29 protein-coding genes and 1 pseudogene are annotated in these 21,476 nt (G+C 34.8%); 27 read left to right on the forward strand and 3 right to left on the reverse strand.

Going from position 1 to position 21,476, the window contains the following annotated elements:
- Both ruvX and AMET_RS12165 read left to right on the forward strand, forming a co-directional pair.
- Complete coding sequence (ruvX, locus tag AMET_RS12160; RefSeq protein WP_012063591.1) at positions 1 to 417, forward strand: Holliday junction resolvase RuvX; 417 nt, start codon at positions 1 to 3, stop codon at positions 415 to 417.
- Between the two features lie 118 nt (positions 418 to 535).
- Complete coding sequence (locus AMET_RS12165) at positions 536 to 802, forward strand: DUF1292 domain-containing protein (RefSeq protein WP_012063592.1); 267 nt, start codon at positions 536 to 538, stop codon at positions 800 to 802.
- 16 nt (positions 803 to 818) lie between these two features.
- On the opposite strand, the gene AMET_RS12170 is transcribed toward AMET_RS12165, so the two are convergent.
- The gene (locus tag AMET_RS12170) at positions 819 to 1,271 is read right to left on the reverse strand and encodes a hypothetical protein (protein ID WP_012063593.1); all 453 of its coding nucleotides are present in this window, start codon (positions 1,269 to 1,271) and stop codon (positions 819 to 821) included.
- Positions 1,272 to 1,368: 97 nt separating this feature from the next.
- Between AMET_RS12170 and sfsA the strand changes: the two genes are divergently transcribed.
- The 10 genes from sfsA to AMET_RS12220 all read left to right on the forward strand — a co-directional run bounded on the left by sfsA (position 1,369) and on the right by AMET_RS12220 (position 10,586).
- A complete protein-coding gene (gene sfsA / locus AMET_RS12175) occupies positions 1,369 to 2,067 on the forward strand; it encodes a DNA/RNA nuclease SfsA (RefSeq protein WP_012063594.1) in 699 nt (232 codons plus the stop codon).
- A gap of 102 nt (positions 2,068 to 2,169) precedes the next feature.
- The gene (locus AMET_RS12180) at positions 2,170 to 2,604 is read left to right on the forward strand and encodes a Fur family transcriptional regulator (RefSeq protein ID WP_012063595.1); all 435 of its coding nucleotides are present in this window, start codon (positions 2,170 to 2,172) and stop codon (positions 2,602 to 2,604) included.
- A gap of 231 nt (positions 2,605 to 2,835) precedes the next feature.
- Positions 2,836 to 4,500, forward strand: a complete 1,665-nt coding sequence (locus tag AMET_RS12185) for a ribonuclease J (RefSeq protein WP_012063596.1) — start codon at positions 2,836 to 2,838, stop codon at positions 4,498 to 4,500.
- Positions 4,501 to 4,595: 95 nt separating this feature from the next.
- On the forward strand, positions 4,596 to 4,901 hold the full coding sequence (locus AMET_RS12190) for a LysO family transporter (RefSeq protein ID WP_012063597.1): 306 nt from the start codon (positions 4,596 to 4,598) through the stop codon (positions 4,899 to 4,901).
- Positions 4,891 to 5,484 (forward strand): lysine exporter LysO family protein, encoded by a 594-nt coding sequence (locus AMET_RS12195; protein ID WP_012063598.1) that lies wholly within the window; start codon positions 4,891 to 4,893, stop codon positions 5,482 to 5,484. Before AMET_RS12190 ends, AMET_RS12195 begins: the two co-directional genes overlap by 11 nt.
- A 240-nt stretch (positions 5,485 to 5,724) precedes the next feature.
- Complete coding sequence (locus AMET_RS12200; protein WP_012063599.1) at positions 5,725 to 6,372, forward strand: O-methyltransferase; 648 nt, start codon at positions 5,725 to 5,727, stop codon at positions 6,370 to 6,372.
- Positions 6,373 to 6,386: 14 nt separating this feature from the next.
- Entirely contained in the window at positions 6,387 to 7,628 is a 1,242-nt protein-coding gene (locus tag AMET_RS12205) for a peptidase U32 family protein (protein WP_012063600.1), read from the forward strand.
- Positions 7,621 to 8,247, forward strand: a complete 627-nt coding sequence (gene udk, locus AMET_RS12210; RefSeq protein WP_012063601.1) for a uridine kinase — start codon at positions 7,621 to 7,623, stop codon at positions 8,245 to 8,247. The genes AMET_RS12205 and udk overlap by 8 nt, the downstream gene beginning before the upstream one ends.
- Before the next feature lie 72 nt (positions 8,248 to 8,319).
- Entirely contained in the window at positions 8,320 to 10,005 is a 1,686-nt protein-coding gene (locus AMET_RS12215) for a peptidoglycan D,D-transpeptidase FtsI family protein (protein WP_012063602.1), read from the forward strand.
- 131 nt (positions 10,006 to 10,136) lie between these two features.
- The gene (locus tag AMET_RS12220; RefSeq protein WP_012063603.1) at positions 10,137 to 10,586 is read left to right on the forward strand and encodes a sigma factor; all 450 of its coding nucleotides are present in this window, start codon (positions 10,137 to 10,139) and stop codon (positions 10,584 to 10,586) included.
- On the opposite strand, the gene AMET_RS12225 is transcribed toward AMET_RS12220, so the two are convergent.
- Complete coding sequence (locus AMET_RS12225) at positions 10,496 to 12,082, reverse strand: recombinase family protein (RefSeq protein WP_012063604.1); 1,587 nt, start codon at positions 12,080 to 12,082, stop codon at positions 10,496 to 10,498. The two genes, AMET_RS12220 and AMET_RS12225, sit on opposite strands and share 91 nt — an antisense overlap.
- 149 nt (positions 12,083 to 12,231) lie before the next feature.
- Here AMET_RS12225 and AMET_RS12230 point away from each other — a divergent pair, with 149 nt between their 5' ends.
- Both AMET_RS12230 and AMET_RS12235 read left to right on the forward strand, forming a co-directional pair.
- On the forward strand, positions 12,232 to 12,471 hold the full coding sequence (locus AMET_RS12230; protein WP_041720755.1) for a hypothetical protein: 240 nt from the start codon (positions 12,232 to 12,234) through the stop codon (positions 12,469 to 12,471).
- Between the two features lie 343 nt (positions 12,472 to 12,814).
- Positions 12,815 to 12,994, forward strand: coding sequence for a hypothetical protein (locus tag AMET_RS12235; protein WP_041720757.1), 180 nt, complete (start codon positions 12,815 to 12,817; stop codon positions 12,992 to 12,994).
- 87 nt (positions 12,995 to 13,081) lie between these two features.
- Here the strand turns inward: AMET_RS12235 and AMET_RS12240 are convergent, their stop codons facing one another.
- The gene (locus AMET_RS12240) at positions 13,082 to 13,294 is read right to left on the reverse strand and encodes a helix-turn-helix domain-containing protein (RefSeq protein WP_012063607.1); all 213 of its coding nucleotides are present in this window, start codon (positions 13,292 to 13,294) and stop codon (positions 13,082 to 13,084) included.
- 329 nt (positions 13,295 to 13,623) lie between these two features.
- On the opposite strand from AMET_RS12240, the pseudogene AMET_RS12245 reads away from it, so the two are divergent.
- The 13 genes and pseudogenes from AMET_RS12245 to AMET_RS12305 form a co-directional block, all read left to right on the forward strand.
- Positions 13,624 to 13,956 (forward strand): annotated as a pseudogene (locus AMET_RS12245) (DinB/UmuC family translesion DNA polymerase); the annotation flags it as partial.
- Positions 13,957 to 14,116: 160 nt separating this feature from the next.
- Positions 14,117 to 14,488 (forward strand): sigma-70 family RNA polymerase sigma factor, encoded by a 372-nt coding sequence (locus AMET_RS12250; protein WP_330368765.1) that lies wholly within the window; start codon positions 14,117 to 14,119, stop codon positions 14,486 to 14,488.
- Between the two features lie 362 nt (positions 14,489 to 14,850).
- Positions 14,851 to 15,288 carry a hypothetical protein gene (locus AMET_RS12255; RefSeq protein WP_012063609.1) on the forward strand — a complete coding sequence of 146 codons (438 nt, stop codon included), beginning with the start codon at positions 14,851 to 14,853 and terminating at the stop codon, positions 15,286 to 15,288.
- Between the two features lie 108 nt (positions 15,289 to 15,396).
- A complete protein-coding gene (locus tag AMET_RS12260) occupies positions 15,397 to 15,900 on the forward strand; it encodes a YqeG family HAD IIIA-type phosphatase (RefSeq protein WP_012063610.1) in 504 nt (167 codons plus the stop codon).
- A 538-nt stretch (positions 15,901 to 16,438) separates the two neighbouring features.
- The gene (locus tag AMET_RS12265; protein ID WP_012063611.1) at positions 16,439 to 16,873 is read left to right on the forward strand and encodes a pilus assembly FimT family protein; all 435 of its coding nucleotides are present in this window, start codon (positions 16,439 to 16,441) and stop codon (positions 16,871 to 16,873) included.
- 16 nt (positions 16,874 to 16,889) lie between these two features.
- On the forward strand, positions 16,890 to 17,273 hold the full coding sequence (locus AMET_RS12270; protein WP_012063612.1) for a type IV pilus modification PilV family protein: 384 nt from the start codon (positions 16,890 to 16,892) through the stop codon (positions 17,271 to 17,273).
- A 59-nt stretch (positions 17,274 to 17,332) separates the two neighbouring features.
- On the forward strand, positions 17,333 to 17,860 hold the full coding sequence (locus tag AMET_RS12275; protein WP_012063613.1) for a PilW family protein: 528 nt from the start codon (positions 17,333 to 17,335) through the stop codon (positions 17,858 to 17,860).
- A 35-nt stretch (positions 17,861 to 17,895) separates the two neighbouring features.
- The gene (locus AMET_RS12280; protein WP_157047249.1) at positions 17,896 to 18,480 is read left to right on the forward strand and encodes a hypothetical protein; all 585 of its coding nucleotides are present in this window, start codon (positions 17,896 to 17,898) and stop codon (positions 18,478 to 18,480) included.
- Between the two features lie 80 nt (positions 18,481 to 18,560).
- Positions 18,561 to 18,827, forward strand: coding sequence for a late competence development ComFB family protein (locus AMET_RS12285; protein WP_012063615.1), 267 nt, complete (start codon positions 18,561 to 18,563; stop codon positions 18,825 to 18,827).
- 210 nt (positions 18,828 to 19,037) lie between these two features.
- Positions 19,038 to 19,223 (forward strand): hypothetical protein, encoded by a 186-nt coding sequence (locus AMET_RS12290; RefSeq protein ID WP_012063616.1) that lies wholly within the window; start codon positions 19,038 to 19,040, stop codon positions 19,221 to 19,223.
- Positions 19,224 to 19,250: 27 nt separating this feature from the next.
- The gene (locus AMET_RS12295) at positions 19,251 to 20,318 is read left to right on the forward strand and encodes a M24 family metallopeptidase (protein WP_012063617.1); all 1,068 of its coding nucleotides are present in this window, start codon (positions 19,251 to 19,253) and stop codon (positions 20,316 to 20,318) included.
- 35 nt (positions 20,319 to 20,353) lie between these two features.
- Positions 20,354 to 20,911 carry an elongation factor P gene (gene efp / locus AMET_RS12300; protein WP_012063618.1) on the forward strand — a complete coding sequence of 186 codons (558 nt, stop codon included), beginning with the start codon at positions 20,354 to 20,356 and terminating at the stop codon, positions 20,909 to 20,911.
- A gap of 56 nt (positions 20,912 to 20,967) precedes the next feature.
- Positions 20,968 to 21,390 (forward strand): CD1247 N-terminal domain-containing protein, encoded by a 423-nt coding sequence (locus AMET_RS12305; protein ID WP_012063619.1) that lies wholly within the window; start codon positions 20,968 to 20,970, stop codon positions 21,388 to 21,390.
- The last annotated feature ends 86 nt before the right edge of the window (positions 21,391 to 21,476 follow it).

A 21,476-nucleotide genomic window follows, 5' to 3' on the forward strand; every position in this document is an offset into this window, starting at 1 on the left:
ATGAATAGAATAATAGGCTTGGATGTTGGGGATCGTACAATTGGGATTGCTATCAGTGATTTGATGGGATGGACAGCACAGGGAGTGGAAACCATTCAGCGGATAAGCATCAAGAAAGATTTACAAAGGCTTGAAGAACTAATTGCACAATATGAAGTTAAGAAAATTTTAGTAGGACTTCCTAAAAATATGAACGGAACCATTGGACCTCAAGGAGAAAAAGTGTTATTATTTGTAGAGCGGTTAGAAAAACGCTTTAAATTAGAGGTTGTTACTTGGGATGAAAGACTATCTACTGTGGCAGCAGAAAAGTTCTTGATTGGAGCAGATGTCAGTAGAAAAAAGCGCAAGCAAGTCATTGATAAGTTAGCTGCGGTTCATATTTTACAAGGATATTTAGATAGCATATCTAAATAAGGAGTTTTCAAGTGGTCAAGTCATAGGGAACATAAAAATGGGTATTCATGGGGTTTTAATTTTAATCTCATTCGTATATACTAAAATATAATAGATCAATTACACGAAAGGAGCGTTTATGATGGAAGAAAGAGAAAATATAGTAACATTAGTTGATGAGGAAGGTAAAGAACAGGATTTTGAGGTGATTATGACCTTAGAGGTAGAAGAAAGTGAATATGCAATTTTAGCACCTTTAAGCGAAGAAGATGAAGATGCATATGCATTTAAGATCGTCCACGAAGGTGATGATGAGTATACTTTAGTCGCAATTGAAGACGATGAAGAGTATGAAAATGTTTTGGCCGCCTATGATGCACTAACAGATGAAGACCTTTTACAATAAAAATGAGAGATGGACTTTACCAGGTCCATCTCCTTTTTTTATTGATTGTTCGACTAGATAAATAAGAAAAGAAAAGTCCGCCTATGAATATGACAATGAGCAAAATACTGCCTGTCTCCATGGTAATGCCTTTAATACCTAGCCCTAGCAAAAAGATCTGTGGTGCCAGAGAGAGAAATAAGTCTGTTCCAAATAAGTAATACAAAAATGAAATCATAAAAATAGGGATGAGGATTGTACCAACTGTAGAGAATATAAAAGAGAGAAGTCCTGCATGGTTTTTCATTCCCTTGATGAATGCAATAATCCCCACAAGAATAGAGATAACGGGATAAATTTTTGCGGGATGAAAATAACCATAGATTTCTGGTACATATTCATATGCAATGATTGAAATGGTCAGTCCAATGACAAACCCTAGAAATAGACCGTGGATTACATGATAAATAATTAGATGTGTCTTTCGCAAAGGGATCCTCCTCTACTTGCTATTAAAATATATTGGGTGAAAACAATTATTTCTATAATTAAAACTAGTATTAGTATAACAAAAGAAGGTGATATTTATGAAAATTTACATAGAAGGAGAGAAGATTAGAGGCACATTTCAAAAAAGAGTCAATCGCTTTATAGCGGAAGTAAAGGTGGGAAGCCAGTTAGTAGTCGTTCATGTGGCTAATACTGGCAGGATGAAGGAGCTTTTGACTCCTGGAGCAGAGGTATTACTGAGGCGGGTAAATGAACCACATAGGAAAACGAATTATGATTTACTGATGGTCTACCACAAGGGGATACTGGTCTCAATTGATTCTAAGCTTCCTAATCGCTTGTTATACCAAGGATTCATAAATAAAGAGATTGTTGCTTTTGATAAATTCAATGAAGTGAAACGAGAAGTAACCTATGGGAAAAGTAGACTGGACTTAGCCCTAATCAATGAAGAAAAAGAACTTGTACTAATAGAAGCTAAATGTGTCACATTAGTTAAAGAAGGTGAATTGGCTTCTTTCCCAGATGCACCAACAGAACGAGGAACACGGCATGTAAGAGAGTTAACTGAAGCTGTGAAGCAAAACATACGAGGGGCGGTATTCTTCATTGTGCAAAGAGAAGATGCAGTCAGATTCACTCCGAATAAAGAGATGGATCCACAATTTCAACAGGCGGTTACAGAAGCAAAAAAGGCAGGGGTAGAATTTTATGCTTATAACTGTATTGTCACAGAAGATTATATTGCTATCAATGATGAGTTAGAAATATTTTAGTGATATTAATTAGAAAAATTTAGAAAAACGTTGACATTTATATGAAGGTTGTCTATAATATTACTTGAAAAGAATTATTATTTGAGAAGCGAAGGTGAAGAAATGGAAAATCTAATGGATTCTTTGAAAGAAAGATTAAAAGAACGAGGGTATAAGCTGACGCCACAAAGAAGAGCAACATTAGACATCATTATGCAAACCCAAGGAAAGCATTTGAATACAGAAGAGATATATGATTTAGTAAAAGAAAAATGTCCAGAAATCGGCTTGGCTACCGTCTACAGAACGCTACAATTATTGGATGATATGAATGTCATCTCCAAATTGAATCTAGATGATGGCTGTATCAGGTATGAACTCAATACACATGAAGATGACCATCAGCATCATCACTTGATTTGCCAAAGCTGTGGAACCATCATTGAAGTAGATATAGATTTACTAGATCACTTGGAAGCGGAAATAGAAAAATGCTATAATTTTGTTATAAAAGATCATAAGGTAAAGTTTTTTGGTATTTGTTCTAAATGTGATTAACCTTGCAGAATACTGCAAGGTTTTTATATTAAAAATAGACTATTTAGGTTAAAATACATATAAGGTAGATATGAAATTAAATACATATAAGGTAGATATGAAATTAAAGACTTATTACTTCTATGTAGCGCATAAATATGGTAAAATAGTTAATGTATGTTTAGTGCGGAAAATAAAGTTTTAACTAAATAGATGACAAACAAAACATTATTGTAAAAGGAGAGAGAAATATTGGGAAGAAAACCAACCAAAATTAGAATCATACCTCTAGGAGGATTAAGCGAGATCGGGAGAAACATGACTGCAATTGAATACAAGGATGAAATATTAATTATAGACTGTGGTCTCAGTTTTCCAGAAGACGAAATGTTAGGAATTGATATCGTTATTCCAGACATTACTTTTTTAATTAAGAACAAAGAAAAGATTAAGGGGATTGTATTAACCCACGGACATGAAGATCATATTGGTGCACTACCTTATGTGCTCAAAAAAATTAATGTACCTGTATACGGAAGTCGGTTAACACTGGGCTTAGTAGAAAACAAATTAAAGGAACATAAGATTCCTGAGGTTCATTTACAAAGGGTTAATGCGGGAGACATGATTAACTTAGGTGTCTTTGATGTAGAATTTATTCAATCATGTCATAGTATTCCAGATGCATACGCTATTGCCGTGCATACTTCATTGGGTATTATCTTTCATACGGGAGACTTTAAGATTGATTATACCCCCATTGATGGTCAGTTTATTGACTTGCATAGGATTGCAGAGCTAGGTAAAAAAGGAGTACTTGTCATGTTAGCAGACAGTACGAATGTTGAGCGTGCTGGGTCAACTATGTCTGAAAAAAGCGTAGGAGCTACTTTTGAAAATATATTCAGTAAGGCCAAAAAAAGAATTATTGTAGCTACATTTGCATCAAATGTACATCGAGTACAGCAAATTATCGATGCAGCACATAAACACAGTCGAAAAGTAGTCACTTCTGGTAGAAGTATGATCAATATCATCGCTGTTGCCCAAGAGGTAGGCGCCTTAAACGTACCAGAGGGCCTAATCATTGATATTAATGAGATGGACCAATATGAAGATCATCAACTGGCAATTTTAACAACAGGAAGTCAAGGAGAGCCTATGGCAGCTCTATCAAGAATGGCAAGCTCTGAGCATAGAAAGCTTGATATTAAAGCTGGGGATTTAGTTGTATTCTCAGCGACACCGATTCCTGGAAATGAGAAATCTGTGACAAAGGTCATTAATCAGCTTTTTGAAAAGGGTGCTGAAGTGATTTATGAAAGCTTAGCAGAGGTTCATGTTTCTGGACATGCATGCCAAGAGGAATTAAAGTTGATGCATAGACTGGCTAATCCTCAATACTTTATTCCTGTTCATGGAGAGCCTAGACATTTAAGACAACATGGGAAACTAGCTGAAAAACTAGGAATGAAGAGTGAAAATGTATTTGTAATCCAAAATGGTTCTGTAGTGGAGTTCACTAAGGACCATGCTAAATTAGCAGGTTCTGTTCCTTCAGGAAGAGTGCTTGTGGATGGCTTAGGTGTAGGTGATGTGGGGAATATTGTATTACGAGATCGAAAGCATTTAGCTGAGGATGGTCTCATGGTAGTTGTCGTCACAATTTCTAAGGAAACTGGAAAAATTGCCGCAGGTCCAGATATCATTTCAAGGGGCTTCGTTTATGTACGAGAGTCTGAAGTCCTTATAGATGATGCAAAGAAAGTAGTCAGAAAAGCATTAGATGGCTGCGAGCAACAAAATATTAGAGAATGGGCAGTTTTAAAAAGTGCCATAAGAGATAGCTTAAAGGAATTACTTTACGAAAAAACCAAACGTAGACCAATGATTTTACCAGTGATAATGGAAGTTTAAACCATAGCCACTCTCTTTAGGGGGAGTGGTTTTATGATACATAGAGGTAAAAATGCGTTTATTCATAAAAATAGAAACCCAGGGGGGAGATCTAGGTGAATATTTTGTTTTACTTGATTATTTTAGTATTAGGAGCAACGGTGGGATATAAGAAGTTATTATCTGAACAATCTCTTGAAAAATTAAGTAAGTTACAAAATGTAGCGTTACTGTTTTTATTATTCATTATGGGGATTAATATTGGGCTAGATAGGGACATCATTGCTTCCTTTGGTGTAATTGGTTTTCAGGCAGTTTTATTAGCTGTTTCTTCGATTATATTCAGTGTCATTGGTGTAAGGCTTGTGTCAAAACGAATTGATGTGGGCCAGAAAGGTGAAGAGGTGGGTCATGACCATTAAAATTCTCATGGCAGTATTAGTTGGCATCTTCACTGGACGATTCTTCCTTCCACAAGAATTTACAGCATATATGGGCCTGCTAATTGATGTAGGGCTTTCCCTGCTGCTATTTTTTGTAGGCATTGATATCGGTAGACAAGGAAACTTGTATGATAAAATGAAAAAAATAGGATTCAAGGTGTTATTGATTCCAGCCATGGTTGCTGTGGGAAGCATATTAGGAGCAATGGTTGCTGGAGGATTCTTAGGAATACCTTTACAGGAGGCAGGGGCCATTGGCGCAGGATTTGGTTGGTATTCATTGTCTGCTATCGAGCTCTCCAAGCATAGTGCCCAGCTAGGTACATTGGCCTTTTTAACAAATATAACAAGAGAAGTGCTTGCCTTGCTGACAATTCCCATCATTGCAAAGTATGTTGGTATGTTAGAATCCATTGCACCAGCAGGAGCCACTGCTATGGATGTAACCCTACCCATTATTTCGGAATCAACCAATGCAAATGTTGCGGTTGTCTCCTTTATTACAGGTGTTGTACTCTCTTCATTGGTGCCTATTCTTGTGCCTTTAATCATGTCATTTTAGAAAAATAGCCAAAGATAACTGATGTATATATTTTGTTTTTTTGTCAAAAAGATCATGAAATTCATGAAACTTGTAAAAACTATCTTTTGATAATATAATATAAGTTAAGATTGTTGGGAAAGTAAAAAATGAGACTCAATTTAGTATGAGTCTTTAGCAATATACCAAAGACAAAAGTGAGCAAAATTAATACGTGGTGTTCACCACGTATTAATTTATGATTGAAGGAGTTGTTTCGTAGTGAGTCAAATTACCACTTCCCATGTTGAAGACTACATTCACCAACTACTGCCAGAGCATAGTGGATTACTAAAAGAGCTGGAAATATATGCAGAAGAGCATAGTGTACCCATTGTACATAAAGAGGTAGCTGCATTTTTGAAAGTAACAATCAAGGCCACTAAGGCCCAACGAATTTTAGAAGTAGGAACTGCCATTGCATATTCGGCAATTCTTTTTTGTCATGCCATGGGAGAAGATGGCCAAGTGACAACAATAGAGAGAAATGAAAAAATGATTGAACAGGCAAACCGTAATATTATACGATCTGGGCTAGAAAAGAATATTAGAATCATTCAGGATGATGCACAAGAGGCCTTGAAGTTTCTTGATGGCCAATATGATATTATTTTTTTAGATGGTGCCAAGGGACAGTATAAGGAATTTTTCAACGACTGTATTCGGTTACTTAAGGTAGGCGGTATTTTGATATCTGATAATATATTGTTTCACGGAATGATAGCTAATGATGAGTTAGTTCAACGGAGTAAACGAACAATTGTGAATCGGATGAGAGATTATCTACAATACATTTGCCATCATGAACAATTAGAAACCAGCATCATTCCCATAGGTGACGGCGTGACAATTAGCTATAAGAAGAAATAGTAGGAGGTACGAAAATGAACAAAGTTGAATTATTGGCACCTGCTGGAGATTTAGAGCGGTTAAAAATTGCTGTCATTTACGGAGCGGATGCTATCTATGTGGGTGGGCAGATTTTTGGCTTAAGAGCAGCCGCTAAAAACTTTACACTAGAAGAATTAAAAGAAGGGGTGGATTTTGCCCATGAACATGGTGTAAAGGTTTTTGTAACGGCTAACATTATTCCTCATAATGAAGATCTAAAGGGTCTACATGAATATTTAATAGAACTAGATAAAGTAGGGATCGATGCCATTATTGTTTCTGACCCCGGGACATTTATGATTGTGAAAGAAACAGTACCCAATATGGAGGTCCATATTAGCACACAAGCCAACAGTGTTAACTACGAGACTGTTAACTTTTGGTATAAGTTAGGTGCAAGTCGCGTGGTGTTAGCCAGAGAATTAAATTTTACTGAAATTAAAGAAATTAAAGAAAAGATACCGGCTGAAGTTGAACTAGAAGCCTTTGTGCATGGTGCCATGTGTATGTCTTACTCAGGGAGATGCTTATTAAGTAACTATATGGCAAATAGAGATGCTAATAGAGGGGAATGTGCTCAGCCCTGCAGATGGAAATATCATTTGGTAGAGGAGACAAGACCAGGAGAGTACATGCCTATTTATGAAGACGAAAGAGGCACATATTTTATGAACTCAAAGGATTTATGTATGATTGAGTACATTCCTGAAATTATTGAGTCGGGAATTACAAGCTTGAAAATTGAAGGGCGAATGAAAACAACCTATTATGTTGCCACAGTGCTGAGAGCATATCGAACTGCAATCGACCGTTATTATGAGAATCCACAAGATTGGGAGTTTCAAGAAGAATGGTTGGAGGAAATTAAAAAGGCGAGTCATCGAGACTTCACAACTGGATTTTATCTTGATAAACCTGGTCGAAATGAGCATATTTATGGGAATAAATCCTATATAAGAGGATATGATTTTATTGGGCTCATAAACAAGTATGACCCTATCAGCCAAATTGCAACTGTTGAACAACGTAATCGCTTTTTCTTGGGAGATGAAATCGAAATTATTGGACCTAAGGAAATCTTAATTAAAATGAAAATAGAACAAATGTGGGATGAACATGATGAACCACTGGAAGTAGCTCCTCACCCTCAACAAATCATTAAAATGAAGATGACAGAAAAAGTAGCGGAAAACTATATTTTACGAAAAGAAAGAGCAGGTGGAGAGGATGAATAGGCCCATATTCATTGGGATTACAGGTGGAACTGGTTCGGGAAAGAGTACGGTAGCTCGGGCTATCTTTGAAAGTTTACCAGAAAAAAACATTGCCATTATTGAGCAAGACTCTTATTATCGGGACCAAAGTCATCTAGCGCTTGAAGAAAGAGTGAAAACAAACTATGATCATCCTCTAGCATTTGATACAGCACTTTTAACAGAACATTTGATGCTACTGGCACAAAATAAAACGATAGAGAAACCGATCTATGACTTTGAAAGACATACGAGAAAAAAGGAATTTGAAGTGATTGAACCTAGAGACATTATGATCTTAGAGGGAATTATGATTTTAGATGATCCAGCCCTTCGAGATATGTTAGACATTAAAATTTTTGTGGATACAGATGCTGATGTGAGAATTATAAGGCGGATTCGAAGGGATATGGAGGAGAGAGGCAGAACTCTGACCTCTGTAATCCAACAATATCTGACAACAGTAAGGCCTGCACATTTACAGTTTGTTGAACCGAATAAAAGGTATGCCAATATCATTATTCCAGAAGGTGGAGACAATCAAGTGGCCATAGATATTATGGTGGCAAAGATCAAAACCATTATCCAGGAGCGATCCTAATAGAAAAAGCATATTGAATACCCCCAAAATCATTTGGTAATAATATAAAAAATGGGTAAGGGGGTTCTTTTCATGTCTAGGGTAAATCAAAAATTAGGAAAAATAGAAAGTGTTTATATAAAAAGATTATGGTGCATAGGTCTGCTGGCGACGCTGTGCTTAGTTTTATTACTGATGAGACTATTTTACATTCAATGGTTTAAACATGATCTTTATACCACGGAGGTCAACAGACAACGTAGTGTATCAATTGCTCTGGATACGGGGAGAGGGACAATACTAGACCGAAATTTTATTCCTCTGACAGGACAAGAACGACAAGCCGTGGCAGTGATTATTCCTCAAGTATTAGAAGGTAATCCTAATACTTTAAGTAAGATTGAAAAAATAACTGAAATTAATAGTGCTGATATGCTAGAACAATTGAGCACCAAAAATCAACCGCTGGTTATTCCAATTGATGTAGAAGTCAACTGGGAAGAGAGACATGGCCTTAACAGAATGGGTGTGTTTATTGTAGATAAAGAGTTTAGGTATAAGGATAGTCCTATGTTAGCACATGTGGTTGGATATACTCATGAAATAGATCATAGGGGGCTCACAGGGTTAGAAAAGGCTTTAGATGAATATTTATATAGTATGGGTAGTAAGGCGCTAAATATTATTGTAGATGGAAAAAAGCGTCTTTTACCAGGGGAAGGAATTGGAATTTTAAAACAGCCAGGTTTAAGTCAGCATGTCAAATTAACCATTGACTATCAAGTTCAAAAAATAATAGAAGAAATCATGGATCAACAGAATCGAGAAGGTGCTATCATTGTGTCAAACGTCCAAACTGGAGAGATTTTAGGTATGAGCAGTAGACCTAATTTTAACCCCAATGAGATTACAGCACATATCAACAGCCAAGGCGATGAACTGTATAATCGAGCTACTCAAATGGCATTCCCACCAGGATCTATCTTTAAAATAGTGATAGCTGCAGAAGCATTGAGACAAAATAAATTAGATTTTAATGAAACATTTTTTTGCAAAGGGTTTGAACAAGTAGGAGAGTCCATTATTCGCTGCACCTCATATAATCAGGGAGGACATGGTGAAATAAAGTTTGAAGATGCCTTTGCGAAGTCATGCAACTCTGTTTTTATTCAAATGGGACAAAGGTTAGGTGCTGGAAATATCATAGAGATGGCAAAACAATTAGGATTAAATGAAAAAGTTGGCATTGGATTAGAAGAGACTCAGGGCAATTTACCACTAGGTGATGGGCTTTTAGGTCCCGTAATCGGGAATATATCAATTGGTCAAGGTGAGATAGAGGTCACACCGCTTCAAATAAATCAAATGACTCAAATTATTGCTAATAGTGGCGTTAAAAAACCATTATTTATTGTAGACGAAATAATAGATGATCAATATGGCACAATAGAAGCAGTAAAGAGACAACATGCACCAGAAAGCACAGTAATTGATCAAGAAATCACTATGGAGTTACAAAATATGATGGCAATGGTAATGGCAGAGGGGACTGGCGGGAGAAGTAATGAACTGAGGTACGATACAGCAGGAAAAACTGGAACAGCTCAGGCTAGAAACAGAGGAGAAGACCAATTACATGCATGGTTTACAGGATATTATCCACTAAATACACCACAATATGCGATTACAGTATTGATTGAAAATGGAGGTTCAGGTGGTGCTGTAGCCGTACCTATTTTTAGAGAGATTCTTGAAGAAATGCTCTTGGTGGGGTATTAAAGTGGACAATATATAGAAATAAAGCCAAGGATGGCTTATACCAATGCGTTAAGTACATGCACATCTTATGATCTTCAAACATATTATTTAAAGTGACCTAGTATATAGGTTTTTAGGGAGGAGATGGTGCTATGTGGACAGTAATTGCCAGTGGACTACCTATGATTGCAAAACCTTTGTTATTTTTTGTGTCGTATATCTCAAGTAACACTTCTTTTCCACAACCATTAAGCCCGGAAGAAGAAGCAATGTATTTAGAAAGATATGAACAAGGAGACGAGGAAGCCAGAAATATCTTAGTTGAAAGGAATTTAAGGTTGGTTGCCCATGTTGTCAAAAAGTATAGTAATGTAAATAGAGACGCTGATGATTTGATTTCTATAGGGACAATTGGTTTAATTAAGGCAATTACCACATTCAATCGAGGTAAAGGAACGAGACTAGCAACCTATGCTGCACGGTGTATAGAAAAAGCTATGCTCCCAAAGTGCTATATGTTCAACAGATGTATATCAAGACTTTCGCCATCCCATACAATCTTCTCAATAATACCGTTAATAAAATTACGTTTACTTTCATAGAGAGTCCCATCGACTATTTCAGAAAAACCTACAGAGGGCATTTTCAACAAATCAATATTTAGTAATTGTATTTCCTTGTGATCATTTTCAAGCTCTTGAGAAAGCACTTTGTTTGCTTGTATGAGTCGCTTTATTTCATTCAAAATATAATCAGATACAAACTCATCATCTGATTTAGATAGCTGTTTCACTAAATTATCGATGGCCTTATGTTTGTTATGGATTTTATTTTGTAGTTCCTTAACTTCTAGTTTCTTCGTATTAATATTCACATTGTACTGATCTAAAGATTTAAGCACATCATTAGCTAACAGTACCTTCAGCTCTTCCATAATTCCTTTATCTACTTTCATCCCTTGTAGATTAGGACATTTGCATTTTACGCCTCGGGAAATGTTTTTATTGTTACAAACATAGTAATATATCCTTTTACCGGTTTCTTTGCTAACTTGACCATACTTAATCCCCATAAAGGACCCGCAACCAGCACATCGAATCAATCCTGACAGTAGGGCAGTATGAGAAGTTCCTTGTCTAGGGGCTTTGTCTTTGTTTATATGCATCATATGCTGTACCTGGATCCATTCTCTGCCATCTATAATTCCTTTATGTTTACCGATAGCAACAATCCATTCAGACATATCCTTTCGTTTAACCGACTTCCCTTTTTTCACTAGATTCTTGTTATAGACCATAGCCCCATGTTGTCCAGTCCATTCTGACTTCTCGTTGGCAATTTGGGCTCCATTAGATGAAAAATATGCATATAGGGCTCCATCGGTTTGAGCATACACAGGATTGGTTAGGATTGTGCGTAAAGAGTGTTTTTGAAAACACTTTCCTGTTTTAGTTGTTAGATCATTTTGAATTAAGTAAGTTTCTAATTTACTAAGGGACTTAAATTCTAGATATTTATCGAATAATAATGTAACCAAGGTCAATTCTTCATCAATGGGAGAGAGCTTAAACATTTTCTTTTCCTTCATGGCGGTATCCATATAGATAATGGATTCAGATTCAAACCCAGTGGGAGTGTTACCTCCTAACCACCTACCTGTACGAGCTAACTGTAGCATATTGTCTCTGATGCGCTCAGCGATGGTTTCTCTCTCTAATTGAGCAAAGACAGATGCAATATAAAGCATGGCACGTCCCATGGGAGTAGCGGTATCAAACTGTTCTTTAACAGATACAAAAGAGATGTTATTGTTTTCCAACATTTCTATAGTTCTTGCAAAGTTAGATATATTTCTACTGATACGATCCAGTCTATAGCAGATTAAGACATCAAACCTTTTAGCCCGAGCTTCTTTGATTAGCCTTTGAAATTGTGGACGGTCAGTATCTCCACCAGAAAATCCTTCATCTTCATATACATTAATCTCAGCTTTTTCAAAGTGTTTCTCGATGTATTCCCTACAAATCGTTATTTGATTTTCAACTGATTCTCCTTGTCCGGTGAATTTAGATTTTCTCGAGTATATTGCTATATTCATAATAAATTGCCCCCTATATGTGAATCACTACCGTTCTAAGGTAAATGAGCTATATTATTAAATCATTATATTATATTAAACAAGACAGAGATTTAAAACAAAGAGACAAGATCTATTATAATAATCTGCATGAGGAGGTATTCCGTATTATGATCAAATCAATTAATGAGCATGATAATGTAAGTATTGTGATTGGAATTTTTTCAATACTGGTGGGCGTTTTATTTCCACTTGTGGGGACAACAGTGGGTATAGTTGGATTACTCGTTGCAATTAAGGGGGGTTCAATTCTTAATAAAAAGAAAAGGAAAATTGGGATCATATTGAACTTATTAGGGATTAGTACAATTCTTTTAGTGGTATTCTCTTTGAATCTACAGTTTTTATAGGTAAAATGAATAGATACATAATTTTTAATATCAGAGGAAGAACAAATACTAGAAGAGATTAAAAAACAGAGCAGATACCTACTGGAGAAATATATCTTAGTAGGCATCTGCTTATTCACATGCAATTTACATTAAGAATAAACCATTTTTGAAAGGATTAATATATAGGAACTAGTCCTTTATGCTATCTATCTCATTTTGGATATTTTGTAGTCGACGTAGCATTTCTGGTGCAAGATAAACGATAGAAGTCGAAAAATAATGATAAGGGAAAGTGAAAAGAGATTTTATTGTGAATAGTACAATCTATGACTTCCATATGTTTTATTGCGGGGGTGGTGGAATGAATATTAGAACATTGTACAAAGGTGTTTTATATAAAAACCTAAGTAAAGTAGAAAAGGATTACTTAAGGAAAAAAGTAACAGATAAATGTGAGAAGATTATTTCTCAAGAAGTAATCCGCATGATCGAGGAAGGAAAGTCAATGGAAGAGATTAAGCATTTTTTAAAAATTAACTAATTAAAGGTTGAGTTAAAAGCCTAGGATTACTGATGATTATCCTAGGAAGTATATTTTGGGGGTAGACAGGATTTTCTTTTATCAGTACTACCAAGGGATTTTGTCCCATTGGTCACCACTTAATATGGGTAATATTTTGTTTTTTAGCGATTCAGGCACATCTTTTAATTGTACATTGTCTATTTTACTGATAATGGAAGAATCTAGTTTCAATTGTGTAGCTAACATTTTAGCTGTGAGTCCTTTGTTTTTTCTAAGCTCTTTGACTGTTTTATTTTTATTTCTCAACATAAAAAACATGTGATCACCTCATTTGAATTTACTATTATAATTCAATATTGATTTAAATAAATCCTTCTTGATTAGATAATATGATAATACAAAAAGGCTAAAAAAATATTAAATAGCTATATTGGGACATTGTGAGTAGAAGTCTTATTTTTGGTTCTTTACACAGAACTTATGTTCGGGTAAAATAAGGATATACGAGGTGAGGTGTCATTTTATGAAAGAGAGGATTATTTTTCATATTGATGTAAATTCAGCATATTTATCATGGGAAGCTGCCTATAGATTACAAAAAGGCGAAACACTGGATCTGAGAGAGGTTCCTTCATGAGTTTCAAAAGTATTCCCATCAAAGAAAGCTTTTAACTGCCATGGATTGTACCAATACATTATATGAAATTTCTAAGGAACTCTTTAATGAGTGCTGGAAGGGTGAACCCATACGGCATTTAGGGATCCGCCTTGGGGAATTATCTTCAAATAAAAGTAGTCAACAGTCTTTTTTTGAAGTGAATGATGAAAAAAGTAGAGAATTAGACCGTGCTATTGATAATATCAGATTAAAATATGGTTCTCGATCTATTATAAGGGCAAAGTTTATCAACTCAGAAATCAAACCTTTAATCGGTGGAGTAGGTCAGGATGATTATCCCATGATGTCCAGTTTATTATAGAAACACGACAAATAGCATTAAGTAAAATTGAATAATAGATTGACGGATAGAGTATAGGGGATACCTGATGGGGATCGGGAGTGTAGACCCATATTATTTCCTATGTTAATATATATAATATGAAGTATAGGAAATAATATGAAGTTGCACTTTCGTAAGCATAGAAAATGAAATACTAATGACAATCCGTTCGAATAAAAAAACAAAGGCAGAGGTTTCACTACAGGATCCGATTGGTGTTGATAAGGAAGGCAATGAAATATCACTGCTCGATATACTAGGCACTGAGTCTGATGGTGTTGTAGATGAAGTGGAATTAAAGATTCAAATTAGAAAACTATATCAGAAAATGTCTAAAGTTTTAAAAAGCAGAGAAAAAATGGTGATAGAATTAAGATATGGAATTGCTGGTTGTGGTAGCAAAACCCAACGTGAAATTGCCAAAATGTTAGGGATTTCACGGTCATATGTGTCGCGGATAGAAAAGAGGGCTATTAATAAGTTGCATAAAGCCTTTGAGAGTAATGATTAGTAGCGTAGAGTAGTTAAAGAATCCTTTCATAAATCCCTCTTTAAATGATAGGGGGATTTTAAAATACCTAAAGACACTGATGCAAATAAGAAGATATTGAAAAGTAGCGAAAAAGCGTTGTTAAGGGTCGAATAAAAGATGAAAATATATTATCGTGTAAGAACCATGATGTAATTCGCGGTAAATGTTGAAATGATACTATTTCCAAGGGAATAATTAATTAAAAATATTAATCATAAGAGATGTTATCATAGTTGATAAGTTGTTATCTATAAATTTAATATAGATAATAATCCTTTTTTATCTGATCTTACTATTAAGCCTATGATATAATATAATACATTCAGGAAGGAAGGAGAATTATGGTAAAAAACAAAACAGTTAAAGGGTTCAGAGCATGCAAAAAGTGTAAATCCCCTGTACAGGAAAGTGCACTTTACGATTATTGTGACAATTGCTATCAAAAAATAGAAGAGGTATTCGATAAAATTAGAGCGTATTTAATAGAATACCCTGGAGCAACAGGGTTTGAGATGGAGCAACGATTAGGGATACCTATTCATGTCATCAACAATTTCGTTAATGATGGAAGGCTAGAGGAAATACCTAATGAATATTTACATGTTGATTGTCAACGGTGTGGGTGTCTATTGCTTTCTGCCCACCACAAGTATTGCCCTAAATGTGAAATTGATGTAATTAGGGAACTGAATCAAGCAAAAGACAGCTTTAAAATCGTACCACCAAATAATACATTACAAGGGAAAATGAGATTCCGTAAATATGCTAGGGAAGAATAATAATAGGTAATTTTGTTTTTTGTAGATAAATTTCATGTGAGTGGAAATATTAAATAATAGAAATTAAAACATAAGATAAAGAAAGAATATATAAGAGGTGAAGTAGAGATGAAATTACTAACTCCTGATTTATATGCAGAATCTATATTAGAGATAGATTTAAATAAATTAAAGGAACGAAATATTAAAGGACTTATTATTGATATTGATAATACCTTAGTTGCTTGGGATATTAAATATGCAAGTGAAAGAACAAAGGAATGGTTGATGAACTTAGAGAAGGAAGGTTTTAAGGTTTGTTTAGTATCAAATAATACTGAAGACAGAGTTGTTACCTTTAATGAACATCTCAAATTACCAGCCATTCATAGGGCAACTAAACCTCGAAGAGGTGCCTTTAGGAAGGCAATGCAAATGATGGGAACAGATATACAAAATACTGCTATTATTGGTGATCAAATCTTTACAGATGTATTAGGTGGCAATCGAATGGGTATTGCAACTGTTTTAGTTGTGCCTATTGAAAGTAAAGAGTTTTGGTGGACTACATGTGTAAGAAAGGTCGAAAGACATGTCCTAAGGATTGTACTGAAAGATCATAGGGATGATTAAAAAATAAATAGAACCTGATGTATGGGCAAAACCATGTCTCAAATTATTTTCATATTCAAAAATAATATAAAAACACAAAGAAAGTACAGTATCTTATGGGCGTACTGGCTTTGTGTTTTTATATTGAAGAGTTGTGAAAGGTATAAATATAATATTTTAGTGAAAAAATAGAAAATTGTAGCAGGAAATGACGAAAAGAGATAGAATACATAAAAAAACAGGACAGTAGTTCTATCTAGTTTCGCTATTTTGAGACAGATACATACAATGGAGTAACCGACTAATAATATTTGTGATATTATTAGCTTTTTTTGTTGGTCATATATTAAATTTTCAAAAAAATAAAAAAAGAGGTATGTCATTTGCTGAAAGAAGTCATATAAAGGGAGTGCAGATGATTATGATGCTAAAATTTCAATTATATCTATTAAAACAAAGTAAGTAGGTGAAACAATGAGGGACTATAACTTTTTTGAATCCTATGATAAACAGTTACAATTATTTGAGGGTTTGGGATCTTACTAAAGGAGTCCATTATATGAATAATAATGAAAAGGGATTCACATTGATAGAAATTATAATTACGCTATCCATTATTGCGATTATGGGAGCAATGGCATTCCCAAGTTATAGAGGTTTTTATAATGAAATTGCATTAAAGACTACGGCTCAGGAGATAGAGAGTGCCCTCCACCTAGCCCAACAGCGAAGCATAGATGAATCAAGAGAATTTTGTGTTGAATTAATTGGAAATGAAATAAGAGTTAGGGAATATGTATTTGGAGGTAAAGTTGTATTTCTTCAAGAGATGTCTCCGAAGATTAAAGTTTCAACAGAGTCCCTGAGTCGAATTAGTTATACTCGGGATGGCGTAAGTAGGTATGGTGCCTTTGTCATTACTAATGGAAAGAATAAGGCGAAAGTTGATACCTTAATTGGGACGGGAAGGGTCAGAATTTCTTATTTTAAATAATAGGGAGGGTGGCAAAGTGAAAAATAATGGGTTTACCTTTGTGGAGGTATTGATAGCACTTATGATATTAACAATTGCAATAGCACCTGGAATGAGAATGTTTACCCATGCTATGAAAGTCAGTGAGCTGAGTCAACATACTTACAGGAGTCATAAACAAATGCAGGAAGTGATGGAGACTATAAAAGCGTTAAAGTCTGTGGAAAATGAATTAACCCTTCAACTAGATGAAGCAGTGAAAATTCAACTAAAAAATGTAGATGCAATTTATGACTTCTATCAAGTGGATTTATACATAGAAGGCAAAGACAATCAATATTTATCTAGTTATTTGTTGGGAGAAACCGCCTACTCTTTATTGAATAAAAGATATCAAGAGTTACCTGTTACCCTAAATTGAGAAAGCGTAAGGAGTGGTAATGATCATAATGGTTGATGAGTACCTAGGAGGTAGGTGAAATGACTAAAAGATTACATCGCCAAGAAGGACTGACATTAATCGAAGTATTAATAGCAATGACAATCGGTTCAATGATTGTCATTCTATCTATTTCTTATTTGAATATTGTAGTAAGGGGGTATATTACTCAACAAGATACATTACGAGTTGAACGAAATATGAGGTTCGCCCTAAACTATATAGAGAAGCGCATAAGGGAATGTGATCAAAATCAAATCATTTATCATAGTGATACCCGAACTATTGAAGGGAGAAACTATGATAATCAGAGTATCTGGATTGATTTAAGTGGCAATAAAAGATCTCAACCGAATACGTTAATCTATTTTTATAAGGATACAGGAGAATTGAGAGTTAATAAAAATAATGAAAATAATGTACTAGTCAATATGATTAATGATATTATTGTAAATGAATTGGTTGAAGGAAAATTAATTGAGATCGAAATTTTTGGACATGGCAGTAGCCATCCTATTAAAACCATTCTTAGACTAACAAATCCTCTAGATGGAGTGGAACCGCAATGATAAAAGGATATTGTACTTCCTCAAGAGGCATGGTTATGATTACGGTTATTATGATTATCTCAGTAGTTTTGTTATTAGCATTGTCTATGGTCACAGTATCAACCAATCATTATCAGATGGTGCATTCAAGTTCAAGTGGAATCAAGGCATATTACCTTGCTGAATCCGCCATTGATATAACAACTTATGAATTACTTATCATGAGTGAACAAGCAATTTTTTATTTTTTAACGGATCTACAATCATATAAGATACAATATATTCTAGAAGGAGAAGAAGGTGATACAATCTTATTGAAGGATTATCATCCGCCAATTCTAGAGAATTATCTTGAGGACAAAGTAGTAGATCATTTAAGTATTATTGAAAGAAGGATCACTCAGCCATTTGAAGAATATCATGCAAGTCATTACTATGAGATTTTAATTGAGGGGGTTAGCTTAAGTACAAATCATATTCAGATGATGGGAATCGGTTCTTATGATGAAGCTAGACGATTTATTAAGTTTGTGGTGCAGCTTCCAGAAGTAATCGAAGTTGGTGTAGATGCATTGGGTTTACCTGAAATAGAAGTGGTGCCCCTGAGGGTCGTATCTTATTATCAAACTTTTGGAGAATAAGCATGTTTATATAACAAATGAATTTTATATAGCTCAAATTGTATCATGAAATTTTGATTCGTGAGGGGAAGGGTTTAATAATGGTAAAGAACTATATGGAAGAAGTTGTAAATCAGGAAATAATGAAGATTTTAAAAAACTATCCACAACAGTGTCAATGTGTTAGGTGCATTAATGATATGAAGGCTATTACCTTAAATGATTTGCCACCTAAATATATCGCCACAGATCAAGGCGAGGTATACACTAAGGTGAGTGAACTGTCAATACAGTTTGCAACAGATGTAACGAGGGCACTGATTGATGCCATTAATCGAGTAGGTGAATACCCAAGACATAGAAAATAATGCAAAATATTCTAAGTAGTTTCAAGGATGTAGTGTCTATGTAGGGTTACTCGAAGTTGTAATAAATTCTATTCAAAGCAATAAAAGTGTGATATGATATAGAGGAATTTATTAACAAGGAAGTGTTTGTCAGAACTGGGAAAATACATAGTGGTTCTATGGTTCTAGCCTTAATTCATGATGTAAAGAGAGCCTGAATTCTATAGAAAATTGACATTAGCTGAGATCAATGAAATATTATTGACAGAAGTTGCAAAAAACAATGTGCAATTGGACATAATACAAACAAATAGACAACACTCTGCCACAGCATGTGCATGTCTTGGACAAGTAGGTGGGTTTGCCGTTTCAAGTTATGTGCTGGCTCTTAAGGCCCTAGTGGAATATACCCAGTGATAAATTGCTTGGCTAAGGGGGAACTAGATGGAAAGCCGTATTCAAAAAATAAGAGAAACATTAAAAGACAAGAATTTAGACTGTATGCTGCTGTATAAACCTGAGAATCGACGGTATGTCTCTGGATTTACTGGAACAACTGGTTATGTGGTGGTCACTCATGATGAAGCTAAATTCATGACAGATTTTAGATATATCGAGCAAGCAAAAACGCAGTGTCAAGGTTTTGAAATTATTGAAATCAGTAAAGAAAAACCACTTACTTATGTCTTAAATCAATTTCAAATCAGTAAATTAGGTATAGAAGAAGACCATGTAACCTATGGGCAATATAAAGATTATTCTATGAAGTTAGACCAGATAGAGCTAATTGCCTTAGATGGCGCTTTGACAAAGCTGAGGGTTATAAAAGATGAAGATGAAATTAACAATATTACTCAAGCAGCTAGAATTGCAGATAAAGCTTTTATACATATATTAAAATATGTTAAACCCGGAATAATGGAAATTGAAGTTGCTTTAGAAATTGAATCTTTTATGAAGCAAAAGGGTGCAAGTAAATTGAGTTTCGATATGATTGTCGCTTCAGGAGAAAGGTCTGCTTTGCCCCATGGGGTTGCTTCTAATAAGACGTTATCCCTAGGTGATACCATTACGTTAGATTTTGGTTGTGTATACAATGGCTATTGCTCTGATATGACTCGGACCTTTATACTGGGTCAAGCTACTGAAAAACAAAAAGAAATTTATGCTATTGTATTAGAAGCACAAAACAAAGCATTACAATCTGTCAGACCTGGTATTACAGGAGCAGAGTTAGATGAGATTGCTAGGGATGTGATTTCTAAGAAAGGCTATGGTGCCTACTTTGGACATGGTTTAGGACATGGAGTTGGCTTAGAAATTCATGAGCTCCCTCACATTAACCAGTTAGGCAAAGAGCCCTTAGCGCCCGGCATGGTTATCACAATTGAACCAGGTATATATGTGCCTGGATTTTCAGGGGTGAGAATTGAAGACTTAGTCGTTGTGACACATGATGGATATGAAGTCTTGTCCAAATCAACTAAAGAGTTCATAGAGCTAAACAGATAGCAATATAGACAAATGAATATGGAGGGATTTACTTTATGATTTCAGCAGGTGATTTTAGAAAAGGTGTTACATTTGTAATGGATGGGCATCCATATGTGGTAATAGATTTCCAGCATGTGAAGCCTGGAAAAGGAGCAGCATTTGTCCGAACTAAATATAAAAATTTAAAAACTGGATCCACTAGGGAAGAAGCTTTTAATCCTTCTGATAAATTTCCAAGGGCTCATATTGAAACAAAGGAAATGCAATATTTATATAACGATAGTGATCTTTACTACTTTATGGATAATGAAACCTATGAACAAGTTCCTTTAACATTAGTTGAAGTAGAAGACGCTATTAAATACCTAAAAGAAAATGATAGTGCAATAATTAAATTTTACGAAGGAAGACCTTTTCAAGTTGAACCACCCATTTTTGTTGAATTAAAAGTTATTGAAACAGAACCTGGTGTCAAGGGAGATACTGCCACCAATGTAACAAAAGCTGCTACTGTTGAAACAGGAGCAATTGTATATGTTCCAGTGTTTGTCAATGAAGGAAATATAATTAAAGTTGACACCCGTACTGGAGAATATATGTCAAGGGTATAAAATATCTAAAAAAGGAAATATTAAAATCGTATGATAAAAAGAGGAGGAGATATATAATGAACCATTTATATGAAAGAGTAGCGTACTTAAAAGGCTTAGCAGAAGGATTAAATGTAGAAGAGAACTCTAAGGACGGTAAGCTATTAATGGGCATCATCGAAACATTAGAGGATTTTGCAGATGGGTTAGTTGAACTAAGTGAGGACCAAGATGATTTAGCTGAGTATGTAGAATCATTAGATGAAGATTTAGCAGAAGTAGAAGAAGAATTATTTGAATGTGATGAGGAAGACTTAGAAGATGAAGAGGATATTGATTTTGTTGAGGTAGAATGTCCAAACTGTCACGAAGATGTTTATGTTGATGAAGACTTGATATACGAAGATGACGTAGATATTGTTTGCCCTCGTTGTCATGAGCATGTCGACCTAGTAGAAGAAGCCTATGATATTGAAGATTTAGACGATATAAAAGAATAAAATAATAATAATTCTAAAAACCAATGATAAAATCATTGGTTTTTTTCTTTTTTTTGATAAAGAAAGCATATTTTGATAGAAAGGTA

The sequence above is a fragment of the Alkaliphilus metalliredigens QYMF genome, assembly GCF_000016985.1.
Classification (GTDB): Bacteria; Bacillota; Clostridia; order Peptostreptococcales; family Natronincolaceae; genus Alkaliphilus_A; species Alkaliphilus_A metalliredigens.

Coding starts and splice junctions, on each gene's coding strand:
- AMET_RS12260 (WP_012063610.1), top strand. CDS start 15,397: ATGAAATTACTAACTCCTGATTTATATGCAGAATCTATATTAGAGATA.
- sfsA (WP_012063594.1), top strand. CDS start 1,369: ATGAAAATTTACATAGAAGGAGAGAAGATTAGAGGCACATTTCAAAAA.
- AMET_RS12220 (WP_012063603.1), top strand. CDS start 10,137: ATGTGGACAGTAATTGCCAGTGGACTACCTATGATTGCAAAACCTTTG.
- AMET_RS12235 (WP_041720757.1), top strand. CDS start 12,815: ATGAATATTAGAACATTGTACAAAGGTGTTTTATATAAAAACCTAAGT.
- AMET_RS12265 (WP_012063611.1), top strand. CDS start 16,439: ATGAATAATAATGAAAAGGGATTCACATTGATAGAAATTATAATTACG.
- udk (WP_012063601.1), top strand. CDS start 7,621: ATGAATAGGCCCATATTCATTGGGATTACAGGTGGAACTGGTTCGGGA.
- AMET_RS12205 (WP_012063600.1), top strand. CDS start 6,387: ATGAACAAAGTTGAATTATTGGCACCTGCTGGAGATTTAGAGCGGTTA.
- AMET_RS12285 (WP_012063615.1), top strand. CDS start 18,561: ATGGTAAAGAACTATATGGAAGAAGTTGTAAATCAGGAAATAATGAAG.
- AMET_RS12215 (WP_012063602.1), top strand. CDS start 8,320: ATGTCTAGGGTAAATCAAAAATTAGGAAAAATAGAAAGTGTTTATATA.
- AMET_RS12280 (WP_157047249.1), top strand. CDS start 17,896: ATGATTACGGTTATTATGATTATCTCAGTAGTTTTGTTATTAGCATTG.
- AMET_RS12230 (WP_041720755.1), top strand. CDS start 12,232: ATGATCAAATCAATTAATGAGCATGATAATGTAAGTATTGTGATTGGA.
- AMET_RS12195 (WP_012063598.1), top strand. CDS start 4,891: ATGACCATTAAAATTCTCATGGCAGTATTAGTTGGCATCTTCACTGGA.
- AMET_RS12240 (WP_012063607.1), bottom strand. CDS start 13,294: ATGTTTTTTATGTTGAGAAATAAAAATAAAACAGTCAAAGAGCTTAGA.
- AMET_RS12225 (WP_012063604.1), bottom strand. CDS start 12,082: ATGAATATAGCAATATACTCGAGAAAATCTAAATTCACCGGACAAGGA.
- AMET_RS12295 (WP_012063617.1), top strand. CDS start 19,251: ATGGAAAGCCGTATTCAAAAAATAAGAGAAACATTAAAAGACAAGAAT.
- AMET_RS12305 (WP_012063619.1), top strand. CDS start 20,968: ATGAACCATTTATATGAAAGAGTAGCGTACTTAAAAGGCTTAGCAGAA.
- ruvX (WP_012063591.1), top strand. CDS start 1: ATGAATAGAATAATAGGCTTGGATGTTGGGGATCGTACAATTGGGATT.
- AMET_RS12165 (WP_012063592.1), top strand. CDS start 536: ATGATGGAAGAAAGAGAAAATATAGTAACATTAGTTGATGAGGAAGGT.
- efp (WP_012063618.1), top strand. CDS start 20,354: ATGATTTCAGCAGGTGATTTTAGAAAAGGTGTTACATTTGTAATGGAT.
- AMET_RS12180 (WP_012063595.1), top strand. CDS start 2,170: ATGGAAAATCTAATGGATTCTTTGAAAGAAAGATTAAAAGAACGAGGG.
- AMET_RS12255 (WP_012063609.1), top strand. CDS start 14,851: ATGGTAAAAAACAAAACAGTTAAAGGGTTCAGAGCATGCAAAAAGTGT.
- AMET_RS12275 (WP_012063613.1), top strand. CDS start 17,333: ATGACTAAAAGATTACATCGCCAAGAAGGACTGACATTAATCGAAGTA.